The sequence below is a fragment of the Nostoc sp. DedQUE12b genome (assembly GCF_034530835.1).
Classification (GTDB): domain Bacteria; phylum Cyanobacteriota; class Cyanobacteriia; order Cyanobacteriales; family Nostocaceae; genus Nostoc.
Map to the genome: position 1 here is coordinate 1 of NZ_JAVRCI010000028.1, position 18,075 is coordinate 18,075.

The following is an 18,075-nucleotide window of genomic DNA, read 5'->3' on the forward strand; positions in this document are numbered from 1 at the left end:
TCCCAGATGGTATTTTGCCCGGTTGCCTTGTTGCGCCAGACGATATCAGATTTGCTGTCGCCGTTGAAGTCGCCTGTACCTGCAATCTGCCAGTTTTGATCAGCCACCTGGGTAATCAAGTTGTTGCTTTGCACAGAGAAGCCATTCATTTCCCAGATGGTATTTTGCCCGGTTGCCTTGTTGCGCCAGACGATATCAGATTTGCTGTCGCCGTTGAAGTCGCCTGTACCTGCAATCTGCCAGTTTTGATCAGCCACCTGGGTAATCAAGTTGTTGCTTTGCACAGAGAAGCCATTCATTTCCCAGATGGTATTTTGCCCGGTTGCCTTGTTGCGCCACAGTAGATTGGGCAAGCTCTGGGTCACACTGGTGTTGAGAGCAACGGTTGTAGCAGCGATCGCCGTTGTGCCACCATTGGTCGTCGTGTTGACCGTAACTAGTGTGGTGCTATTCGTAAATCCACCACTATAGGAGTTCTCAAGGGCGCGTACTGTTAAGCCAGAGGGAGTGCCCTTATAACCAATTGCTGGGACAAAACGCACCAGTGTGCTAGCAGAGAGCGCCAGGGCGGTGGCACCATCGGTAACTACACCGACGTTTGCCCAGGTAGTGCCGTCAATTGAGTATTGCCATCGACCTTGTGTGTTGCTGTCGGCAGTGTTGCCAACAATCGCCACACCACTCAGACTGGCACCCGTATCAGGGTCAGTAAACAGACTGCTAAATAAGCTGGTGATGGTGCTACCGCTGGGGTTGATGGTGTTTTGTGTCACGGCTGCCAGTGTTGCATTGCCAGTCAAGCTAGGGGCATCGTTGACAGGAGTGATGTTGATCGCGATGTTCTTCGTGGCAGTGAGGCCGGGCGCAGGTGTGTTGCCGTTATCGTTGATACTGACTCCCAGAGCAACGGCGGTGTTGGAGTTCAACACTGTTTGGTAGGTGAGTTTGCTGGCTGCAATGAAGGCGTTGAGGTTGGCGATCGTACCGCTCAGGGTGAGGTTACTGGATGTGCCACCTACAGTGATTCCGCTGCTCTCAATGGCACCCAGAGTGCCTGTCGCCGCGCTAAAGGTGGCAGTGACACTGCCAGAATCGGCATCGACATCGGCAAAGGTGATGTCTGTGATGGCAGTGGTGCTGTCTTCTACAACGGTGACGCTAGCGGGAGCGGCGATCGTTGGGGCATCGTTAACTGCGGTAACGGTGACAGTGGCATTGCCAGTCAGTTGCAGGGCTGGATCGCTTTCAAGCCCACCATATTCAACAACATAACCGGAAATGGAACCAGGGTTGTTCGGTAGGTCATTCCACTTCCCGTTTAGCAGGAATTGACCATAATCTTCATCGCCTGAATTGTTTGGTTCTAGAGAATTCCAATTGTTATACCCTCCACCCACTGGAGAACCACCGTTGCCGAGTCCCTGCCAGAATTGCTGACCAGATTCAGGACCCGTGACCCAGCGCCATTGGCCTTCTACCGCCGTGTCGCTGGCTCCCAACCAGCCCTGCCCTTGAAGCTTGCTAGAGACAAAGCTGCTTTCAGCCGCAGATGTAACAGTCACTAAATAGCCCTGGAGTCCAAAATAGTTGCGAGTTGCGGCTGCATCGCTAGCCGCTGTCCAGGAAATGGAGCTGTCGGCATTGACGAATTCGTAGAAGTGACCATTATCGGGGTTTGCCAGGTTTTTGCCCAAGGCAAACTGGATGGTGCGATCGCCTACTGTGGGATTTTCACTAATATTGCTGTAGGTTACTTGTCGTAGTGCCTCCTGGTAAATCGCAGCCGATGCGACACCCGTGAAGGACAGAATGCCCGTAGTGGTATTGTAACTCCAAGTCAAGTCATTGATCGTGCCACTGGTAGCGCTTTGTCCTGCAATGCCAAGTCGATCGTTTATATCAAAGTTAGTGCCAATCGAGACTCTAGCTCCGTCGAGATTTTCACTGTCAGGGTCAGTCACGGTCAAGTTAGGGGCAACCAAGCCAGCGGTAGCATTCTCTGTATAGCTGCTGGTGTCAGAAACAGTGAGAGTATATTTCAGGGTTCCTTGATAGCTGTTTAGAACATCAGCACTGAAAATTGGGGAGCTTTCAATTGTTCCTGTTGCAACTTCCAAATTCCAGTCGCCGCCTAGAGAACTATTGCCCGTCAGGTCATCGGAGGCGGCAACATCGGTTCCTGTAATCTGACTGATGTTTTGGACAAACGTCTGACCGAGTTGGCCTTGGGCAACGTTACAGCCATAGAACAAAATATCCGCATCGTTTGCCAGCACTTTGCTCCAGGTCTTTAGCTGATCTGCGTACTGAGGCAGATCGGTCAGGTTAAGGGCGCTGCTACCAAAATCCACTCCCCCCGCTTCCCCGTGGGAAACGATATGCAAACTGGCGATGTTTTGCCGCCCCAGCAGGGTGTTGGTAATCTGGGTAACAGCATCCTGTCCCGGATCAAGCACATGGATCTCCGTGCCCGTAGTCACACCCGCCAGCAACTGCTCATAGTCCGTCACTGACTTATCGACAAACAAGAGAGATTGGTTGGATCGTCCCAGTCCCGTTAAAGAAGTTGTCAAACTGCCTTCGTCCAAGACAGGCGCAAGGCAGTTTTTAGACAGCACATCCGTAGAAGACGTACCCAACTGGGGAAGCTCAAAAGACATTGTGTTTATCTCCAGGAAGAAAACAGAAGACAACATCATAACTACATAATACACAGATAATAACCGTGTAAAATTAAAATAATATTACTTTCATATAGCAGTGATTACGCTTAAATAATTATGCTGATTATATAAGTATAAATTTAACTAGTATACTGAATATATGGGGTAAGAATAATGATGTGTATTAAGATGATGCGTAAGCGTAGCCAGACTTAATACAGCAATAAGGTTCGGTTAAAGCAAAAACCAGATAAACTGAGGGTTATTACTCAAGTACACTGAGCTTGAATGCAACTTCAAGAATTCTCATTGATCTCACCTGTAGTTAAATCAGGTACGGTACTCAAAGCCTTAGAAACAGCTATCCCAAAAGAGGCAATTGAAGAAGCGATGCCTTCTCTACGAGACGCTACGCGAACGGCAAGCCGCTTCGCATCTACGCAGATATACACAGTAATAAAGAACGGAAACCAGCTTTACCGTCATATTTTCTCAAATAAAAGGAATAACAATGGGAATCTATCGTTTCTTGTTATCAATCTTTGTTGCCATAAGTCATGCAGGAGTGCTTATAAACGGCTTAAACCCCGGAGTGATAGCTGTAATATCATTCTTGATTATAAGTGGATATGTAATGACAGCCTTGATATATAAAAATTATTTTGATCCTAAAAAAATTGCTTGGTTCTATCTTGATAGGATTTTTAGAATCTATCCGCAGTATTTATTTAACATAATAACAGTTTTAATTATTTATTATAATTTTGGATTAAACTCACATTATCTCAGTCAACCTTCACAAATTGGATTATTACAAAATCTTTTGATAATACCTATGGGATTTTATATGATTCCTTGGGTAGGAGAGAAATTTATGATTATTCCTCCAGCATGGTCGCTAGGTCTTGAAGGATGTTTTTATATATTAATTCCATTTATATTAATATATAAGTTAGAAAAACTTTTTTTTTTGTTATCCTATATAATTTTCTTTATGGCTTATTTGGGAATTATTCACACAGATTATTTTGGTTATAGATTAATATTTGGAACAACATTTATCTTTATTTGCGGTAGCTTTTTATATAAGAACAATAATATTAATACAAATCAACCAGTCAAGTTTACATTAATTTTTTCTTGCTTATTATTAGCAGCAACTTTTTTAGATTCCCGTTTGATATTACCCTTTAATAGAGAAGTTTTAACAGGATTAATATTAGGAATTATGTCTATACATCTGTTAATAAAAACTAAAAGAACATATTTAGATGATTTTTTTGGTAATCTATCTTACGGATTATTTTTATCTCATTATTTAGTTATTTTTGAGTTTGAGCAATTAGAGATACGCTGGAATTTTCAGTGGATATTGGTAATGCTATTAACTTCTATATTTCTTTCAGGAATAGGTTTTTTTTGTTTTGAGAAGCCAGTAATTGCTTTACGTAAAAAAATTAGAAAACAACACAATTAAAGGATGTTGATAGACGGAAAACTTCTTTTGATTATACCTATCTAGTAAAGGAGAATTTTTTATTACTAATTAGGTTCACTCTCATCAGTTGATACTGATTGGGATTGTACAGGATTATTAGAGGATGAATTACTGAGGTTGTTAATGCTTATTGCCATATATTTTCAATAAGGCAGACAATTAATTTATATAAAAATATACAAAGAGAATTTATAATTAACAGTAAAAATACTGGTTCTTGATCTAGTATGACAAGCGGGAATAAAAGAGCAAAATCCACCTCATTTCTCTTGCAGAAAAGCTTTACCAGTAAGCATTAGCTTTAGAAAAACAACTACAATTTACAGAAGCGATCGCCCAACAATATCCTGCTTGGTATCAGTTGGGGGTAATTACGGACAATTAAGGACAAACTAACCAAGCTGTTCTAGTTAAAAACAGGCATTGACAATTCAACATAAATATGAGTATGCACATAAGAATTTAGGTATAGCTAAGTGCTGAGTTCTGAGTGCTGAGTGCTGAGTAAAAATCCAGTTTTTTCAAGACTTTGAGCAATCAACACTGTCCTAATCTGTGTGACTACGGCTATATTATCCAAGTAGCTGAGAACAATTTAGAAAAAGCGATCGCTTGTTTTCAATCTGCAATTCTCAGCAATCCTAAAATCTAAAATCATCAAGTGCGATCGCTACGACGGGCTATTCGGTGTCACACTGCTAAATTACCCCATACCTTCCATAACTGGATGGAAGAAGAAGGCGAACCCCAATACTGTATAGGCAGCTAATAACAAAGTGCCTTCGAGCCAATTGGACTTACCATCAGAACTGATACTGTTTGCAATCAGCACTGACACAACCACAGCTACTAATTCAAAGGGTTTGAAATCCAAATCCATTGGTTTACCTAATACCCGCCCTGCTATCACCAACACAGGTGCAACAAATAGGGCAATCTGCATACTTGATCCCACAGCTACCGAAAGGGAAAGATCCATCTTATTTTTCATTGCCACGGTGACTGCTGTAGCGTGTTCAGCCGCGTTACCGACGATGGGAACCAATATCACCCCTGTAAACAGCGCCGTCAAACCTAGCTGAGATGTGGCCACTTCTAGGGAATCTACTAGCATTTCTGACTCAATTGCCACTAGTAAAGTACATACTAGCAACACGCCAACCCACAAAATCATATTTGGTTTCGCGTGAGGGGTTTCCTCTTCTTCTGTCTCCGCTACACCCACATCATACAAATAGGAGTGGGTTTTCATCGAAAATAGCAGCGTTAGGGCATAAACCAAGATTAAAACTACGGCAACAGCAATAGAAAGATTTTGCAGTGTTTGTTCGTTAATTCCTTGAGAAGTATAATTCATTGCTGTTGGCATCAAAATGGCAATCACTGCCAAATTCATCGAAGCAGCATTCACCCGCGCCACGATTGGCTGAAATGTCTGTTCTTTGTAGCGCAGTCCTCCCAAAAGCATGGAAAAACCCATCACCAGTAGTAAGTTGCTAATAATCGATCCCGTGATACTAGCTTTGACTACATCTACTAACCCAGCGTTCAACGCTACTAGGGCGATGATTAATTCTGTAGCATTGCCAAAGGTGGCGTTTAACAAGCCCCCCAGCGATGGCCCAACCACCACGGCAATTTCTTCTGTCGCTGTACCCATCCAAGCTGCTAAGGGCAGAATTGCTAATCCAGCTGTAATGAAAACTGTCAATTCTCCCCATTCCAGAAAGTGAGCTGCTACAGAAACCGGGATAAACAGTAGTAAAGCGAAAAGAATAATGTTTTTGGTTGACATTTGTTGTCTTAAGTTGAGGGTATCATTCACAGCGAGCAATCCTAAGTTTCAAATTTGGAGTGTTGAATTAACAATTACTTTCACTCAGCACTCCCATAGGATACTCTCAACCGCCTGTAGAGCAATTCAGAAATTGTACTGTTTTCTATTCAACGCTGCGGATGTTGTGTAAAGCAAAATTGCGATATAATGAGTTCTTGTAATCTTTTGTTGCAAAACTATGAATTTGAGCCAAAATATTACATCAAAAATGGGGTTTAATATATTAAAAGACAATTAAAATTTTGATTGGCGCTAAAGAAGAAAAAACCCCTAACTGAGGCTTTGTTCAATGGCTAATTATTTTAAGCCTTCAGGGAAAGGGCTGTGCGATAACGCAGATTTCCCACTACAATAAGACCGCTTTGTCAAAAATTTGGTTGGGTTTCATAGTTGTTGTTTATACCGGATTTTGTGTGCAAACTATTGTAGAAAGGTTTACGCACAATATTTTCGGTGCAACTGCAAGTTTTTTGTTTTGGATAAATATACATGACTTCTGCTGCTGAAATGCCAGCTAGCTCTGGCTCAACGTTAACATTACATTCAGATCCCAATAACACCAAAGAAACTGATCCCCTGAGAAAGGCTAATGGTGTTTATGTAACGGTGCATGGTCATTTTTACCAGCCACCAAGGGAAAATCCTTATCTGGACGCAATTGAACGCCAACCGAGCGCTGCACCTTTCCATGATTGGAATGAGCGGATTCATTGGGAATGCTATCGTCCAAACGCCTTTGCCAGAGTCTTAAATGACCAAGGCGAAGTGGTGGGGATCGTCAATAATTATGAGTATTTCAGTTTTAATATCGGGCCAACGCTGATGTCGTGGCTAGAACGCTACGATGTGGAAGTTTATCAGCGCATTTTAGAGGCGGATGCCAAGAGTAGCCAACGCTTGCATGGTCACGGTAATGCGATCGCGCAAGTATACAATCACATCATCATGCCTCTGGCGAATGAACGCGACAAATATACCCAAATTCGCTGGGGTAAAGAAGACTTCCGCTCCCGCTTTGGCCGCGATCCCGAAGGGATGTGGCTAGCAGAAACTGCTGTAGACTACGCAACCTTAGAAGCTCTTGTCGCTGAGGGTATTCGCTTCATTGTCCTAGCACCGTCTCAAGCATTGCGTTGCCGTCCCCTCCCGACTCCAGATCGTCCCCATCCTGAATGGATCGAAGTTGGTGGTAGTCAGATTGACTCTACCCGTCCCTATCGTTGTTATTTGAAGCCCACACTAGACACTTCATCTTCACCTCTGAGTGCGATCGCTACTAGCCCCAACGATGGTAGTAAAGAAGAATTACCCTACATTGATATCTTCTTCTACGATGGCCCGATATCGCGGGACATGGGTTTTAGTGATGTCGTTTATAATTCCAGTCACTTTGCCGGACGTATCGGTTCAGCAGTGCGTGGGGATCATCGTCTGGCACAGTTAATTTCTGTGGCGACAGATGGGGAAACCTTTGGACACCACAAAAAGGGAACAGAGAAAACTTTAGCCTACGCCTTTACCAAAGAGTTTCCGCAACAGGGTTGGACGGTAACGAACTTTGCCCACTACCTCAGCTTAAATTCTCCCAGTTGGGAAGTGGAATTAAAGTCAGTCACAGCTTGGAGTTGCGCCCACGGTGTCGGCAGATGGGAGGATGACTGCGGTTGCGGTGGGGAAGGCTCAGTTTGGCATCAGAAATGGCGTCGTCCACTGCGGGATGCCCTAAATTGGCTGCGGGATCAGCTAACTGAAGTGTATGCAGAACATGGTAGACAGTTATTTCGCGATCCCTGGCTAGCGCGAGATGAATATATCCAAGTAATGCGCGATCGCTCTGCTACCAATGTCAACCGTTTCCTCGCCCGTCATCAAACCCACAAACTAACCGCAGCCGAACAAGTAGACGCCCTGCGCCTATTGGAAATGCAGCGTCACGCTTTGTTGATGTTCACTAGTTGTGGTTGGTTTTTTGAAGAAATTTCTCGTCCAGAGGGGACACAAATTCTGCGCTATGCCGCCCGTGCTTTGGAATTGGCAGGGGAAGTGGCTGGTGTGCAACTGGAAAAAGGCTTCGTCAAACATCTTGGTTTAGCCCCCAGTAATGTCGATCAGTTCAAACACGGTGCAGAAATTTATCGGCAACTCGTCTTAACTGCCCAACTTGGCTTTAAGCAAGTAGCAGCCCATTACGCTATTACTTCCCTGTTTACCAATCAGAAACCAGCAGAAACGCACAATTCTCTACCGAGAAAAGATGCTGCTGACAAACAGTCTCAGCGTTACCAGAAGCGGGTTTATTGCTATGCTGCCAATGAGCTAGATTACCAACTGCAACGGATGGGATCGCTAACTCTGGCTGTGGGAAATTTAAAGCTGGTATCAGAGATTACTTGGGAAAGTGAGCATTTGGTATTTGCGGTTCTACATTTGGGAGGCTGGGATTTCCACTGCTGCATTCAACAATTTACTGGGCGGCGTGACTACAGCAAATTAAAAGAAAAGCTGTTTGGGGCGCTAAAACAAGCAAGTGCGGCTCATACGATCTTGGCAATGACACAGCTATTTGGGGAAGAAGCTTTTAACTTGCAAAATCTATTTGCTGAAGAACGCCACCGGATTATGCGGCTGTTGAGTCAGGAAACACTGGCACGTTTAGGACAGTTGTATACTCAAGCTTACCGTGACAATTACGGTGTGCTGATGGCATTTCATCGTGATGAAATTGCAGTACCGCAAGAATTGCAAGTGGCAGCAGATATTGCTTTAGGGCATCGCTGTTTGATGACATTGCGATCGCTTGAGCAAGATATTGCCGATCCCCAAAAGAGTTGGAATCACATCTTGGAATTAGAGGCGATCGCTACTGAAGCAAAACATCTGCGTTGTCGGCTGAATATTCCCGACGGAAAGCAGATGTTAGAACAGTTAATTGCGCGATCGCTCTGGCAATTGTTGCATGATGCCAATGGTAGTTTTAATGCAGATATCCAACTATTGGAACGATTGATTGATGTCGGGGATCAATTAAATATTGATATTTCCCTACAGCGATCGCAGGAACTATATTTTAGTTGTCTGCACAGTCAGATAGCGCCAGTATGTATCACTAGCCTTGGTAATGAAGCAGATAATCAATGTCTTCAGTTGCTCAAGTTGGGTAAAAAATTAGCCGTTGATGTTAGCTCGATCTCAAATCAGTTGAGATAGATGTCAATACTTTTCGGATAAACCCAATAATCTCTCTTTTTGTCTGGGCAATGGGGAAAGGTAAATTCAAATCCTTTCCTCTTTCCCCCAAAACCTGAAAAGTATTGGGATAGATGTAGGAACTCACAGTGATACCAATACGGTTCGGTTAAAGGGGAAAGGGGAAAGGTTTTGAATACATCCTTTACCCTTTACCCGCAAACCCATTCCCCAGACCACAAGGAAAGTGAAAAATGCTTATCCGAACTGTATTGACAGTGATACATTAGTATCAACTTAAAAAACCTCGTTCCCGGCTAAAAACTATTGGTGACAACTTCAAGCGATGTCTACGACGGGCTACGCCTACGCCAAAATGTCAAGTGGGGTGTGGAGATAAGTCCAAAGTGTCTCGCTGTTCAGATTTTGGTTGATATTTAACAACGCCCAAATCTTGATTTTGGGGAGAAGCTAAGATAAGTAATAAGGTCGTTTCAAAGTTCGGCGTTGCATATTTGCGGGATGATTTTGCTAGTTTTGTGGAATGGGCATCTTGCCCGTCCCTTGTATTTCAGGGCGCTCGTTTCGCCCACCCTACAAGAATCATCCTTTGATTCAGCAACGCCCAAAGTTCTTGATTATAGGCGTGATAAAAGTGATAAAATGAGCGGAATAACATCTCAATTGAAATTTTTTCAGCTTCTATCTCGAATTCATTAGCAACTGTATCAACCACATCAATTAAAAATCATAAAATAGCCAAGTTGCCCAAATTTACAACTTGACACCATTAATTGAACCAGTCCACAAATATGACATTTTCAACAATCGTTTAACTAGACTTAAAGCGAGATAATTTGAGCAGAGGACAGGCAACGTTATACATTAATAAGTGTATCTGCAATACCGGACTTGTTCTGGCTTAGTCTCAATAGCAAAGGTTTGGAGATGTTTACTTTATCAGAAACTTCTATCCTGGCGGCAATCCTACTGGTAGCTTTAGGCATTTTGGGCTGGGGCTTTTATCGCGCCAGACCTTTTGGTAAACTGGGAATCTTAGCCTGGTTACAGTCGGTGGTGTTGATGACTCCCTGGCTCCTGTTTTTTGGATTGTTTGCCGCAGGGATTTACATCAATATAGCGGGTATATTGTTCTTAGTGGTGACATCCGCCGGATTGTACGTTTATTTGGGCAGACAGTTACGCGCAGCTGGGCAAGATGCCATCCTCAAGCAACGCGCCACAGAAAGACTCGCTGCGGCTTCCTCACTTGAAGCAAATTCCCCACAACCAACAGCAGCAGAACTGAAACCGGAGATCCCACCGATACCGGAAGATGACTTGAATTTAGTTAAAGGTATTTTCGGTATCGATACATTTTTTGCTACAGAAACGATCGCTTACCAAGATGGAGCCATTTTCAAAGGCAATTTGCGGGGAGAACCAGAAGAGACTCACAACCGTCTAACTGCAAGTTTACGACAACGCCTTGGCGATCGATATCGTCTGTTTTTAGTGGAAAATACAGACGGTAAACCAGTGGTAATTGTCCTGCCGAGTCGCAACGATCCCCGGCCGATGTTGTTATCGCAAAAAGCTTTTGCAGGTATTCTGTTGATAGCGACCATTGGCACAAGTTTAGAAGCTGCGGGATTACTGCTGAATTTTGATTTCTTTGGCAATCCAGGGCGGTTTCAAGAAGCTTTGCCCATAGGCGCTGGGATATTTGCGATTTTAGTAGCTCACGAAATCGGTCATTGGTTACTTGCTCGGCGTCACCAAATCCGTCTTAGCTGGCCTTTCTTTCTGCCGGCTGTGCAAATTGGTTCTTTCGGTGCAATTACCCGCTTTGAGTCTCTATTGCCCAACCGCAAGGTATTATTTGATATCGCCTTGGCAGGGCCAGCCGCAGGTGGGATTGTTTCTTTGTTAATGCTGGTGACGGGCTTGGTGCTTTCTGGCCCAGGTAGTTTATTTCAATTGCCAAATCAGTTTTTCCAAGGGTCGATTTTGGTGGTAAGTTTGGCGCGAGTTGTCCTTGGTTCGGCTTTGCAGTCGTCGTTGGTAAGTGTTCATCCCTTAGTGATAATTGGTTGGCTGGGGTTAGTAATTAATGCTTTGAACTTAATGCCAGCCGGACAACTCGATGGTGGACGCATTATCCAGGCGATTTATGGACGCAAAACCGCAGGACGAGCAACGATCGCAACCTTAATTTTACTGGCATTAGTATCTCTTGGTAATACTCTTGCCATGTACTGGGCGATCGTGATTTTCTTTTTGCAACGAGATCAAGAACGCCCTAGCTTGAATGAAGTCACTGAACCTGATGATGCTAGAGCCGCTTTGGGTCTTTTGGCTCTATTCTTGATGATTACCACGCTTCTACCCCTAACTCCCGGTTTGGCTGGGCGCTTGGGAATAGGATAGAGAGTGCTGAGTGAGGAGTTAGGAGTTTAAAGAACTTTGTCTATCTCCTCACTCTGTACATTTCTACGGTTTCCAGCCTGCTAGCAAATTCGGGTAAGCCGTTGGTGTGGGGAAAATTTTCTGGAAGGCAGTTTGACGCTCTTGAGGCTTTTCTTTACTCATGTTCCAGAGGGTTTCATAGAAAAAGAAAGAGACTCCAGCAAAATTGCGATCGCGTACTTTTTGCACTTGTGTCTGAATCTGCTGCATCGGCACGGATCTATTTTTCAACCCAGCCAAAATGCCCACACTCACTGGAATATGCCTCTTTGCCGCTTTCACTTCTGGATACTCTAATTCGCTGATAAAAACATTCAAATCATCGCGATATATCTGCAAAACTAAGTCTTCAATAATTCCCATTCGTTCCCACTTCTGCCAGTCTGCTAAAAAGAAGTCATAAGAAAAACGTTGAGGATTAGGAGCAACAGAAACCAGGCAATTTTTTTTAGTAGCTTTAATGGCTGTAAATACCCGCTTCATAAACTCGGTGATTTTGTTAGCTCTCCAGCGCACCCATTCTGGATCTTTAAAGTTTTTGGAAGGAGCTTTACCACGGTGTTCTTTCTTGTAAAGTGCCACCGTATAAGCATCGTATCCTAATTCTGATGGTAAGCCAAAATGGTCATCAAATTGAATACCATCAATATTGTAGTTTCTAACAATTTCAACGATTAAATCTTGGATAAACTGTTGTACTTCTGGACGAAAGGGATTTAGCCAAACGCGATTATGTGTCCCTTCTTTGACAATCCGAGTCCCATTACTGCGACTGGTGAGCCATTGGGGACGATTTTTAGCTAATAGAGAATCCGCTGGTGCCATGAAGCCAAATTCAAACCAGGGAATCACTGTTAATCCTTTTTGATGTCCCACATCGACAATTTCTTTCAGGATATCTCGCCCTTTGAGTCCGGGTGTGGGATCGAGCGATCGCCCGATAACTTTTTGGGCAACTTTGCTAGGATACAATGTATATCCCCAATTCCAAACCGCCGGATATATAGTGTTAAAATTGAGTTCGTCAAGGCGTTGCAAAGATCCCTTGAGGCGATCGCGCTCAAATAACACATCACTATCAATATTGGTTAACCACACCCCCCTTAACTCAGATTTTGGCGTTGACGGCAGATTAATTTGAGCGTTCAAGGGGAACGACAACATCATTGTAGCGATCGCGCTTAAGGTCAGCATAACGATAAACAAAAGAGATTTTCTACTTTGGCGAATATTCCACCAAGAAGAAAACTCAACACACCACTCTACAAACCTTTTCATCATTATTTAAAATGTCTGTGTCAGTGAAGGAAACATTGGGATAACTAATATTAATGCTTAACCTTTGTTTCCTGCTCTAAAAACAGATTGCCAATATCAAATAAAAGTTGCATAGTACCTCCATAGCCAACCTTTGTGAGCTGACCATAGTCTAAGCGGTCAAAAATGGGAATCCCTTGGCGGTAGAGAGGAATTTTTAAGCGTTGAGCGATCGCTACTCCATGAGAGTTGGTAATTAGTAAATCAGACCCAACCGCCAATTGCTCAAAGTCTTCCAAATCGCCAATGGTGACGCTATGAATCGGGAGTTTTTCTAGTAGAGGAAAGCGTGTTGTTGTCACCGCTGAGTGAATCTGCACACCTAGCGATCGCAAAAAAGAAACTGTTGACCAAAGCAAATCTGGTTCTAGCGCCAAAGAAACTCGCTTGCAACCAAAGTAAAAGTGATTTTCCAAGATCACATGTTTTAACTGACGGCGTTGATGGCGGTATTTATCCGGTACGCTGACACCACTGATATCCGCCAAAGCTTGCAAGAATTTATCTACTGCTGCTAGTCCCGTCAATTCGCCAAATACCTCATAAGGTATATTGAATCTCTGCTCCAAAATTTGCGCCCCACCGCGCATACTATCACCTAGTGCCAAAGTGAATACAGAACTGCCAAGCGATCGCAACTGTGTCAAAGTAGTACCATTAGGTGCTTTATATCTGCTTATTTACCTGATTGGAAGGATAGGAATGAAAATAAAAACAACTTGAGCTAGAAAGAGCCATATTCATTGGGATCTAATCCTTGCGGTTCCAGTTGGGAGATGTTGGGGAAATATTTTGGAGTAAAACTGGGGTAATGTAAAAGGGTCAAGATGTTTACAAAGCAGCCGTGTTAAACAAAAATTATGTCGTCCGATCAAAGTAGAACGACAATGGTCTTTTAAATAAGCATTAGCTTCTATAATTGCCATTTGACACACGGGTGTAGATCCGTTAGACGGATTTTGCGCTCCTTTGTACCCTATATTGTCAAGTTAGGCGCTTATATCTTGCATATAGATAACTTTTACCCTCACGACTGGAGAGCAAAATCTTGGGCATAGAATTACGCAGTTTCGTATTTCTCGACAACCTGCAACCTCAACATGCAGCATATATGGGAACAGTAGCCCAAGGCTTCTTACCATTACCAGGAGATACATCACTGTGGATTGAAATCTCTCCTGGTATCGAAATTAATAAGATTACAGATATAGCCCTGAAATCTGCCTCTGTCCGTCCGGGAGTACAGGTAGTTGAACGACTATACGGACTATTGGAAGTTCATTCTAGCTCCCAAGGCGAAACCAGAGCTGCTGGTGAAGCTATTTTGGCGGCACTGGGAGTCAAAAGAGAGGAATGTCTGAAACCGCGTGTTATTTCTAGTCAGATTATCCGCAACATCGATGCTTATCAAACACAACTGATTAATCGCACGCGCCGAGGACAGCTACTACTAGCAGGTCAAACGCTGTATGTATTAGAAGTGGAGCCTGCTGCTTACGCCGCACTGGCTGCCAATGAAGCGGAGAAAGCAGCGAGGATTAACATTTTAGAAGTTCAAGCTGTAGGTAGTTTTGGACGACTTTACTTAGGTGGACAAGAACAGGATATTCTAGCAGGAGCAGCAGGAGCATTAACGGCTATTGAAAGTGTCGCTGGTCGGGTAAATTCTCTGGGTGGGCGTCAGGAGTAAAGGAGAGAAAATGGCAAATCGAGAGCATCTAACTTTACTCAAAGCAGGTGCAGTTAAATGGATTGAGTGGAGAAAGAAAAATCCCCAGATTGAACCAGACCTCAGCGCCGCGAATCTACATGGCGATAACCTTAGAGGTGCAAACCTCCAGGGGGTAAACCTGAGAAAAGTCGATTTGGGTAATGCTTTACTCGTGCGAGCAAATCTTAGTGGTGCTGACCTCAGTAGTGCCAACCTCTACAAAGCCCTCCTGAATGAAGCTAACCTGAGTGCGGCTAACTTTAGTGTTGCTAACTTGAGTGGCGCTATACTTACTCAGGCAGATTTGAGTCATGCCAATTTGATTGGATCTGACTTAAGTCAAGCGGATCTTAGGGGTGCTGCGATCGCATCTGCTAATCTAATTGGTACTGACTTAAAAGGCGCTAACTTGAGAGATGCCGATTTAGGTGCAGCAAAGTTGATGCGGGCTAACCTCTCTTTTGCCAACCTCATTGAAGCTAACTTGATTGCGGCTGACCTCAGCGAGGCGAGTTTGTACGAAGCAGAAGTTTTAGGGGCTTATCTTTACAAAGCTGATCTATATAAAGCTAATCTGACCAAGGCTCACCTAAGTGGTGCATACTTGTTGCGGGCTAACCTAAGTGAAGCTGATTTGAGTCAAGCTGACTTGAGCTGGACTAACCTAAAAGATGCGAATTTGGCAGGGGCAAATCTTAGAGGAACTAACCTTAGAGGAGCCGACATTCGGGGAGCTAACCTCAGCGGCGTAAATCTTCAAGAAACAATTATGCCTAACACTTTAACAAAATATTAGTTTACAAGAACAAGGAATTGACGTTTAGATTCATTTTTTGGGGTATCTCTTCCCACAAAAAGTATATAAAATTTATGTAAAGCTTAGTTTTTAGGCTTAATTAAGTAACAGCAAATTCAGTATACTGCCTGACATCGACTGGTTGGAAGGCGAGAACAATTTGATTTTTAGGAATACCAGCGTTAACAAGTTCGTTGGCTATACCGTATTCTGTACCGTCTCTTTGAATCCAGATTTTATCGTTGATAATGTCAATATGGACTAAACAACCATGCACCCGTTGATTATTTTCCCAGCCTAGTGTTAGTAGTAGGTAATGGTTGGCGGTTTGGTCTATAATTAGCTGTCTTTCTAGTTCTCCGTAAGCGTAGGGGAGTTGGGCGTATTCGTTTAATATTTTTTGAATGATTTGGCGATAATTATCTAAGGTATCCATTGCAGTACCACCTTTCGTTTTGAGTCGAAGACAAGTAAACAAAGGCGTTAATTTTCTAATAAAATTTTACCAATTGATTCTTGAAATAGTTCTGAGTAAGTTCCTTGACGAATAGCCAGATACAACCGGCGGTCAGGTTCTAAGTGAGTAAGAATATAGTAATATAAGATATATTGATATATTGCCCTAAAGCATTTTCTACAAAAATTATGACTAACTAAACAAATGCTCCCCCTACTGTTGATTATGCACCTCTAGAATTACAAGGGGAATTAATCGCCATGCAAGAATTAATGATTGAGGATTTATTAACTATTGCTCAAAGTCAAGTTCCAGAAAGTCAACAAGAACTACATTTACAACTTTTACAAAAAAATCAAAATAATCAATTAAGTGAATCAGATAGATTATTGTTGCGTTCGCTCCAAGTAAGTGCTGATTATTTAATGCTTAAAAAAGCATACTCTTATGCACTTTTAAAATGGAAAGGCTATTCTATTCCAGATTTTGAGCAATTAGTAAAGTAATAGCAGTGTCATCTATACCCTAAATCTATTCGCCCGGTTATATTGACCATTATTATGAAGTTATCAATATTTTTGAACTCGCGGAAAGATGCAAAAAAGCCTGGTGATTTATAATCGCTTGGTGATACTCTTGACATCTAAAGTAGAATCTTAGTACGATATCATATCAATTAGATACTTGAAAGTAACTTCAATGCATTAGAATTAATAAAATGACAAGTTACCAAAATGATATTTTAGAACTCTACCAAATTTGTCTTAGAGAATTAATTAAACAAGATAACCTCGAATTAAGAAAACAGATAGAAAATTTTATTGAAAATTTACTAAAAACATCAGTTATTAATTCTTATCAATATAAACACGCAATGATGCAACTAGAAAATCAAATAAATTATATCAATCAGTTAGAAAATATTGAAAAGCTCATATCCAGTAAACACAACCAAATAATATCTAGTAAAAAAATTCTAGATAAATTAAACAGCTTATAATTTATTTTGGATATGGAGATAATATTAAGATTTCATTATTTTAAATGTGGGTTGTGTTTTTTTAAGTTTTCTTTAATTTCTTGTAATTTATCTTCCCTATCTTCTGTTTCAAGAAATATTCTAAGTAAAAAAACATATTTGTCTTTATAATCTGGATGAGTTCCTTTCGAGCATATTACATTCTTACGTCCTGTAACCTTGCATTTAAGGGAATAAAGTTTATTCCAAACCTCCCAATGAACCCATACTTCTTTACCTACTTGTAAATCTGGAGGTTCAAAATCATATTTGGCTACGGTTATATAATCTGCCTCTGAGTTTTCAGGCAGAACATTAATTAAAAGTTCTATTTGACACTGAAACATAGATAGATTAACCCATCCCTTGTTGTATAAAATATACTATTTTTATTACCAATTACTTAAACATATAATTTAATATTTTTATAGCATCTTCTGTAAAAAGTGTTTTATCAAAGTATTGCCATAGTAGCTTTAAACTGCCGCCCTGACATTTTAGCTCACAAATCTTATAAGCAGTATCACAATCAATTCCTACTGCCTCAAAAAGCTTAAATAGAGGATAGTTAAAATGCCAGGCTAATCGTTTTACCACAGCAAGGTCTTCCTCTGAAATAGGATAGTATGTTCTGTTAAATGATTGTAAAATATACTCATAAGATTCTCCACAAGCTATCAACTGTCCAAAATCACCAATTAACCCATCAGGTAAGTTTGTTCTTTCTAAAGTTATACGTATGTAATCGTTAAAATCAGACATAAAGTTTTTTGTTAAGTTAATTAATCTAAACAGATGCAAAACCAGTAAACTGCCGGACATAAGGTGATCTAAAACCCAAAACAATATCTGTTGTCGGCACACCTAATTCTACTAATTGATTAGCTATTCCTTCTTCAGTAAAATCGCGCTGAATCCAAATTTTTCCATCCTTGATACTAATATGAATTGGGCATCCATAGACTCTTTCCTCATCATTCCATCCTACATATATTAATAAATAGCGATCGCGTTCTGTATCAAAGACAATTTCAGTATTTTCTAAATCTTCCTTTGGTTGCTCATTTACATATTTATAGATAATTTTTTTTACTAGTTCCTGATAATTTAATTTTTCCATAAT

17 protein-coding genes and 1 pseudogene are annotated in these 18,075 nt (G+C 41.9%); 8 read left to right on the forward strand and 10 right to left on the reverse strand.

What is annotated here, in order from left to right:
- Positions 1 to 2,699, reverse strand: a 2,699-nt coding sequence (locus tag RMY16_RS15705) for a DUF4347 domain-containing protein (protein ID WP_322737185.1), incomplete at its 3' end; no start/stop codon positions are given.
- 260 nt (positions 2,700 to 2,959) lie between these two features.
- Complete coding sequence (locus RMY16_RS15710; protein ID WP_322663327.1) at positions 2,960 to 3,115, reverse strand: hypothetical protein; 156 nt, start codon at positions 3,113 to 3,115, stop codon at positions 2,960 to 2,962.
- Positions 3,116 to 3,174: 59 nt separating this feature from the next.
- On the opposite strand from RMY16_RS15710, the gene RMY16_RS15715 reads away from it, so the two are divergent.
- Together RMY16_RS15715 and RMY16_RS15720 are read left to right on the forward strand one after the other, a co-directional pair.
- On the forward strand, positions 3,175 to 4,140 hold the full coding sequence (locus tag RMY16_RS15715) for an acyltransferase (RefSeq protein ID WP_322737186.1): 966 nt from the start codon (positions 3,175 to 3,177) through the stop codon (positions 4,138 to 4,140).
- Positions 4,141 to 4,690: 550 nt separating this feature from the next.
- Positions 4,691 to 4,813 carry a hypothetical protein gene (locus RMY16_RS15720; RefSeq protein WP_322737187.1) on the forward strand — a complete coding sequence of 41 codons (123 nt, stop codon included), beginning with the start codon at positions 4,691 to 4,693 and terminating at the stop codon, positions 4,811 to 4,813.
- A gap of 51 nt (positions 4,814 to 4,864) precedes the next feature.
- On the opposite strand, the gene cax is transcribed toward RMY16_RS15720, so the two are convergent.
- Positions 4,865 to 5,956: a calcium/proton exchanger gene (cax, locus tag RMY16_RS15725; protein WP_322663323.1), complete on the reverse strand. Its 1,092-nt coding sequence runs from the start codon at positions 5,954 to 5,956 to the stop codon at positions 4,865 to 4,867.
- A gap of 531 nt (positions 5,957 to 6,487) precedes the next feature.
- Here cax and RMY16_RS15730 point away from each other — a divergent pair.
- Positions 6,488 to 9,205 (forward strand): DUF3536 domain-containing protein, encoded by a 2,718-nt coding sequence (locus RMY16_RS15730; protein ID WP_322737188.1) that lies wholly within the window; start codon positions 6,488 to 6,490, stop codon positions 9,203 to 9,205.
- 927 nt (positions 9,206 to 10,132) lie between these two features.
- Positions 10,133 to 11,614 (forward strand): site-2 protease family protein, encoded by a 1,482-nt coding sequence (locus RMY16_RS15735; RefSeq protein WP_322737189.1) that lies wholly within the window; start codon positions 10,133 to 10,135, stop codon positions 11,612 to 11,614.
- 63 nt (positions 11,615 to 11,677) lie between these two features.
- Here the strand turns inward: RMY16_RS15735 and RMY16_RS15740 are convergent, their stop codons facing one another.
- Both RMY16_RS15740 and RMY16_RS15745 read right to left on the reverse strand, forming a co-directional pair.
- On the reverse strand, positions 11,678 to 12,931 hold the full coding sequence (locus tag RMY16_RS15740) for a glycoside hydrolase family 10 protein (protein ID WP_322737227.1): 1,254 nt from the start codon (positions 12,929 to 12,931) through the stop codon (positions 11,678 to 11,680).
- Between the two features lie 50 nt (positions 12,932 to 12,981).
- Positions 12,982 to 13,629: pseudogene (locus tag RMY16_RS15745) on the reverse strand (nitrogenase component 1); the annotation flags it as partial.
- A gap of 389 nt (positions 13,630 to 14,018) precedes the next feature.
- Between RMY16_RS15745 and RMY16_RS15750 the strand changes: the two are divergent.
- Together RMY16_RS15750 and RMY16_RS15755 are read left to right on the forward strand one after the other, a co-directional pair.
- Positions 14,019 to 14,660 (forward strand): hypothetical protein, encoded by a 642-nt coding sequence (locus tag RMY16_RS15750; RefSeq protein ID WP_322737190.1) that lies wholly within the window; start codon positions 14,019 to 14,021, stop codon positions 14,658 to 14,660.
- 10 nt (positions 14,661 to 14,670) lie between these two features.
- A complete protein-coding gene (locus RMY16_RS15755) occupies positions 14,671 to 15,477 on the forward strand; it encodes a pentapeptide repeat-containing protein (protein ID WP_322737191.1) in 807 nt (268 codons plus the stop codon).
- A 100-nt stretch (positions 15,478 to 15,577) separates the two neighbouring features.
- Here RMY16_RS15755 and RMY16_RS15760 read toward each other — a convergent pair whose 3' ends face one another.
- Both RMY16_RS15760 and RMY16_RS33045 read right to left on the reverse strand, forming a co-directional pair.
- Positions 15,578 to 15,913, reverse strand: a complete 336-nt coding sequence (locus RMY16_RS15760; RefSeq protein WP_094353379.1) for a XisI protein — start codon at positions 15,911 to 15,913, stop codon at positions 15,578 to 15,580.
- 47 nt (positions 15,914 to 15,960) lie between these two features.
- Positions 15,961 to 16,161: an element excision factor XisH family protein gene (locus RMY16_RS33045; RefSeq protein ID WP_416211675.1), complete on the reverse strand. Its 201-nt coding sequence runs from the start codon at positions 16,159 to 16,161 to the stop codon at positions 15,961 to 15,963.
- A gap of 33 nt (positions 16,162 to 16,194) precedes the next feature.
- Between RMY16_RS33045 and RMY16_RS15765 the strand changes: the two genes are divergently transcribed.
- Together RMY16_RS15765 and RMY16_RS15770 are read left to right on the forward strand one after the other, a co-directional pair.
- Positions 16,195 to 16,440 carry a hypothetical protein gene (locus RMY16_RS15765; protein ID WP_322737192.1) on the forward strand — a complete coding sequence of 82 codons (246 nt, stop codon included), beginning with the start codon at positions 16,195 to 16,197 and terminating at the stop codon, positions 16,438 to 16,440.
- A 212-nt stretch (positions 16,441 to 16,652) separates the two neighbouring features.
- Entirely contained in the window at positions 16,653 to 16,934 is a 282-nt protein-coding gene (locus RMY16_RS15770) for a hypothetical protein (RefSeq protein ID WP_322737193.1), read from the forward strand.
- Positions 16,935 to 16,969: 35 nt separating this feature from the next.
- On the opposite strand, the gene RMY16_RS15775 is transcribed toward RMY16_RS15770, so the two are convergent.
- From RMY16_RS15775 to RMY16_RS15785, 3 genes are read right to left on the reverse strand one after another with little or no spacing between them, the layout of a single operon-like run.
- Positions 16,970 to 17,299: a hypothetical protein gene (locus RMY16_RS15775; protein ID WP_099102638.1), complete on the reverse strand. Its 330-nt coding sequence runs from the start codon at positions 17,297 to 17,299 to the stop codon at positions 16,970 to 16,972.
- Between the two features lie 52 nt (positions 17,300 to 17,351).
- Positions 17,352 to 17,714, reverse strand: a complete 363-nt coding sequence (locus tag RMY16_RS15780) for a hypothetical protein (RefSeq protein ID WP_322737194.1) — start codon at positions 17,712 to 17,714, stop codon at positions 17,352 to 17,354.
- A gap of 25 nt (positions 17,715 to 17,739) precedes the next feature.
- A complete protein-coding gene (locus RMY16_RS15785) occupies positions 17,740 to 18,072 on the reverse strand; it encodes a XisI protein (RefSeq protein WP_322737195.1) in 333 nt (110 codons plus the stop codon).
- Between the last annotated feature and the right edge of the window lie 3 nt (positions 18,073 to 18,075).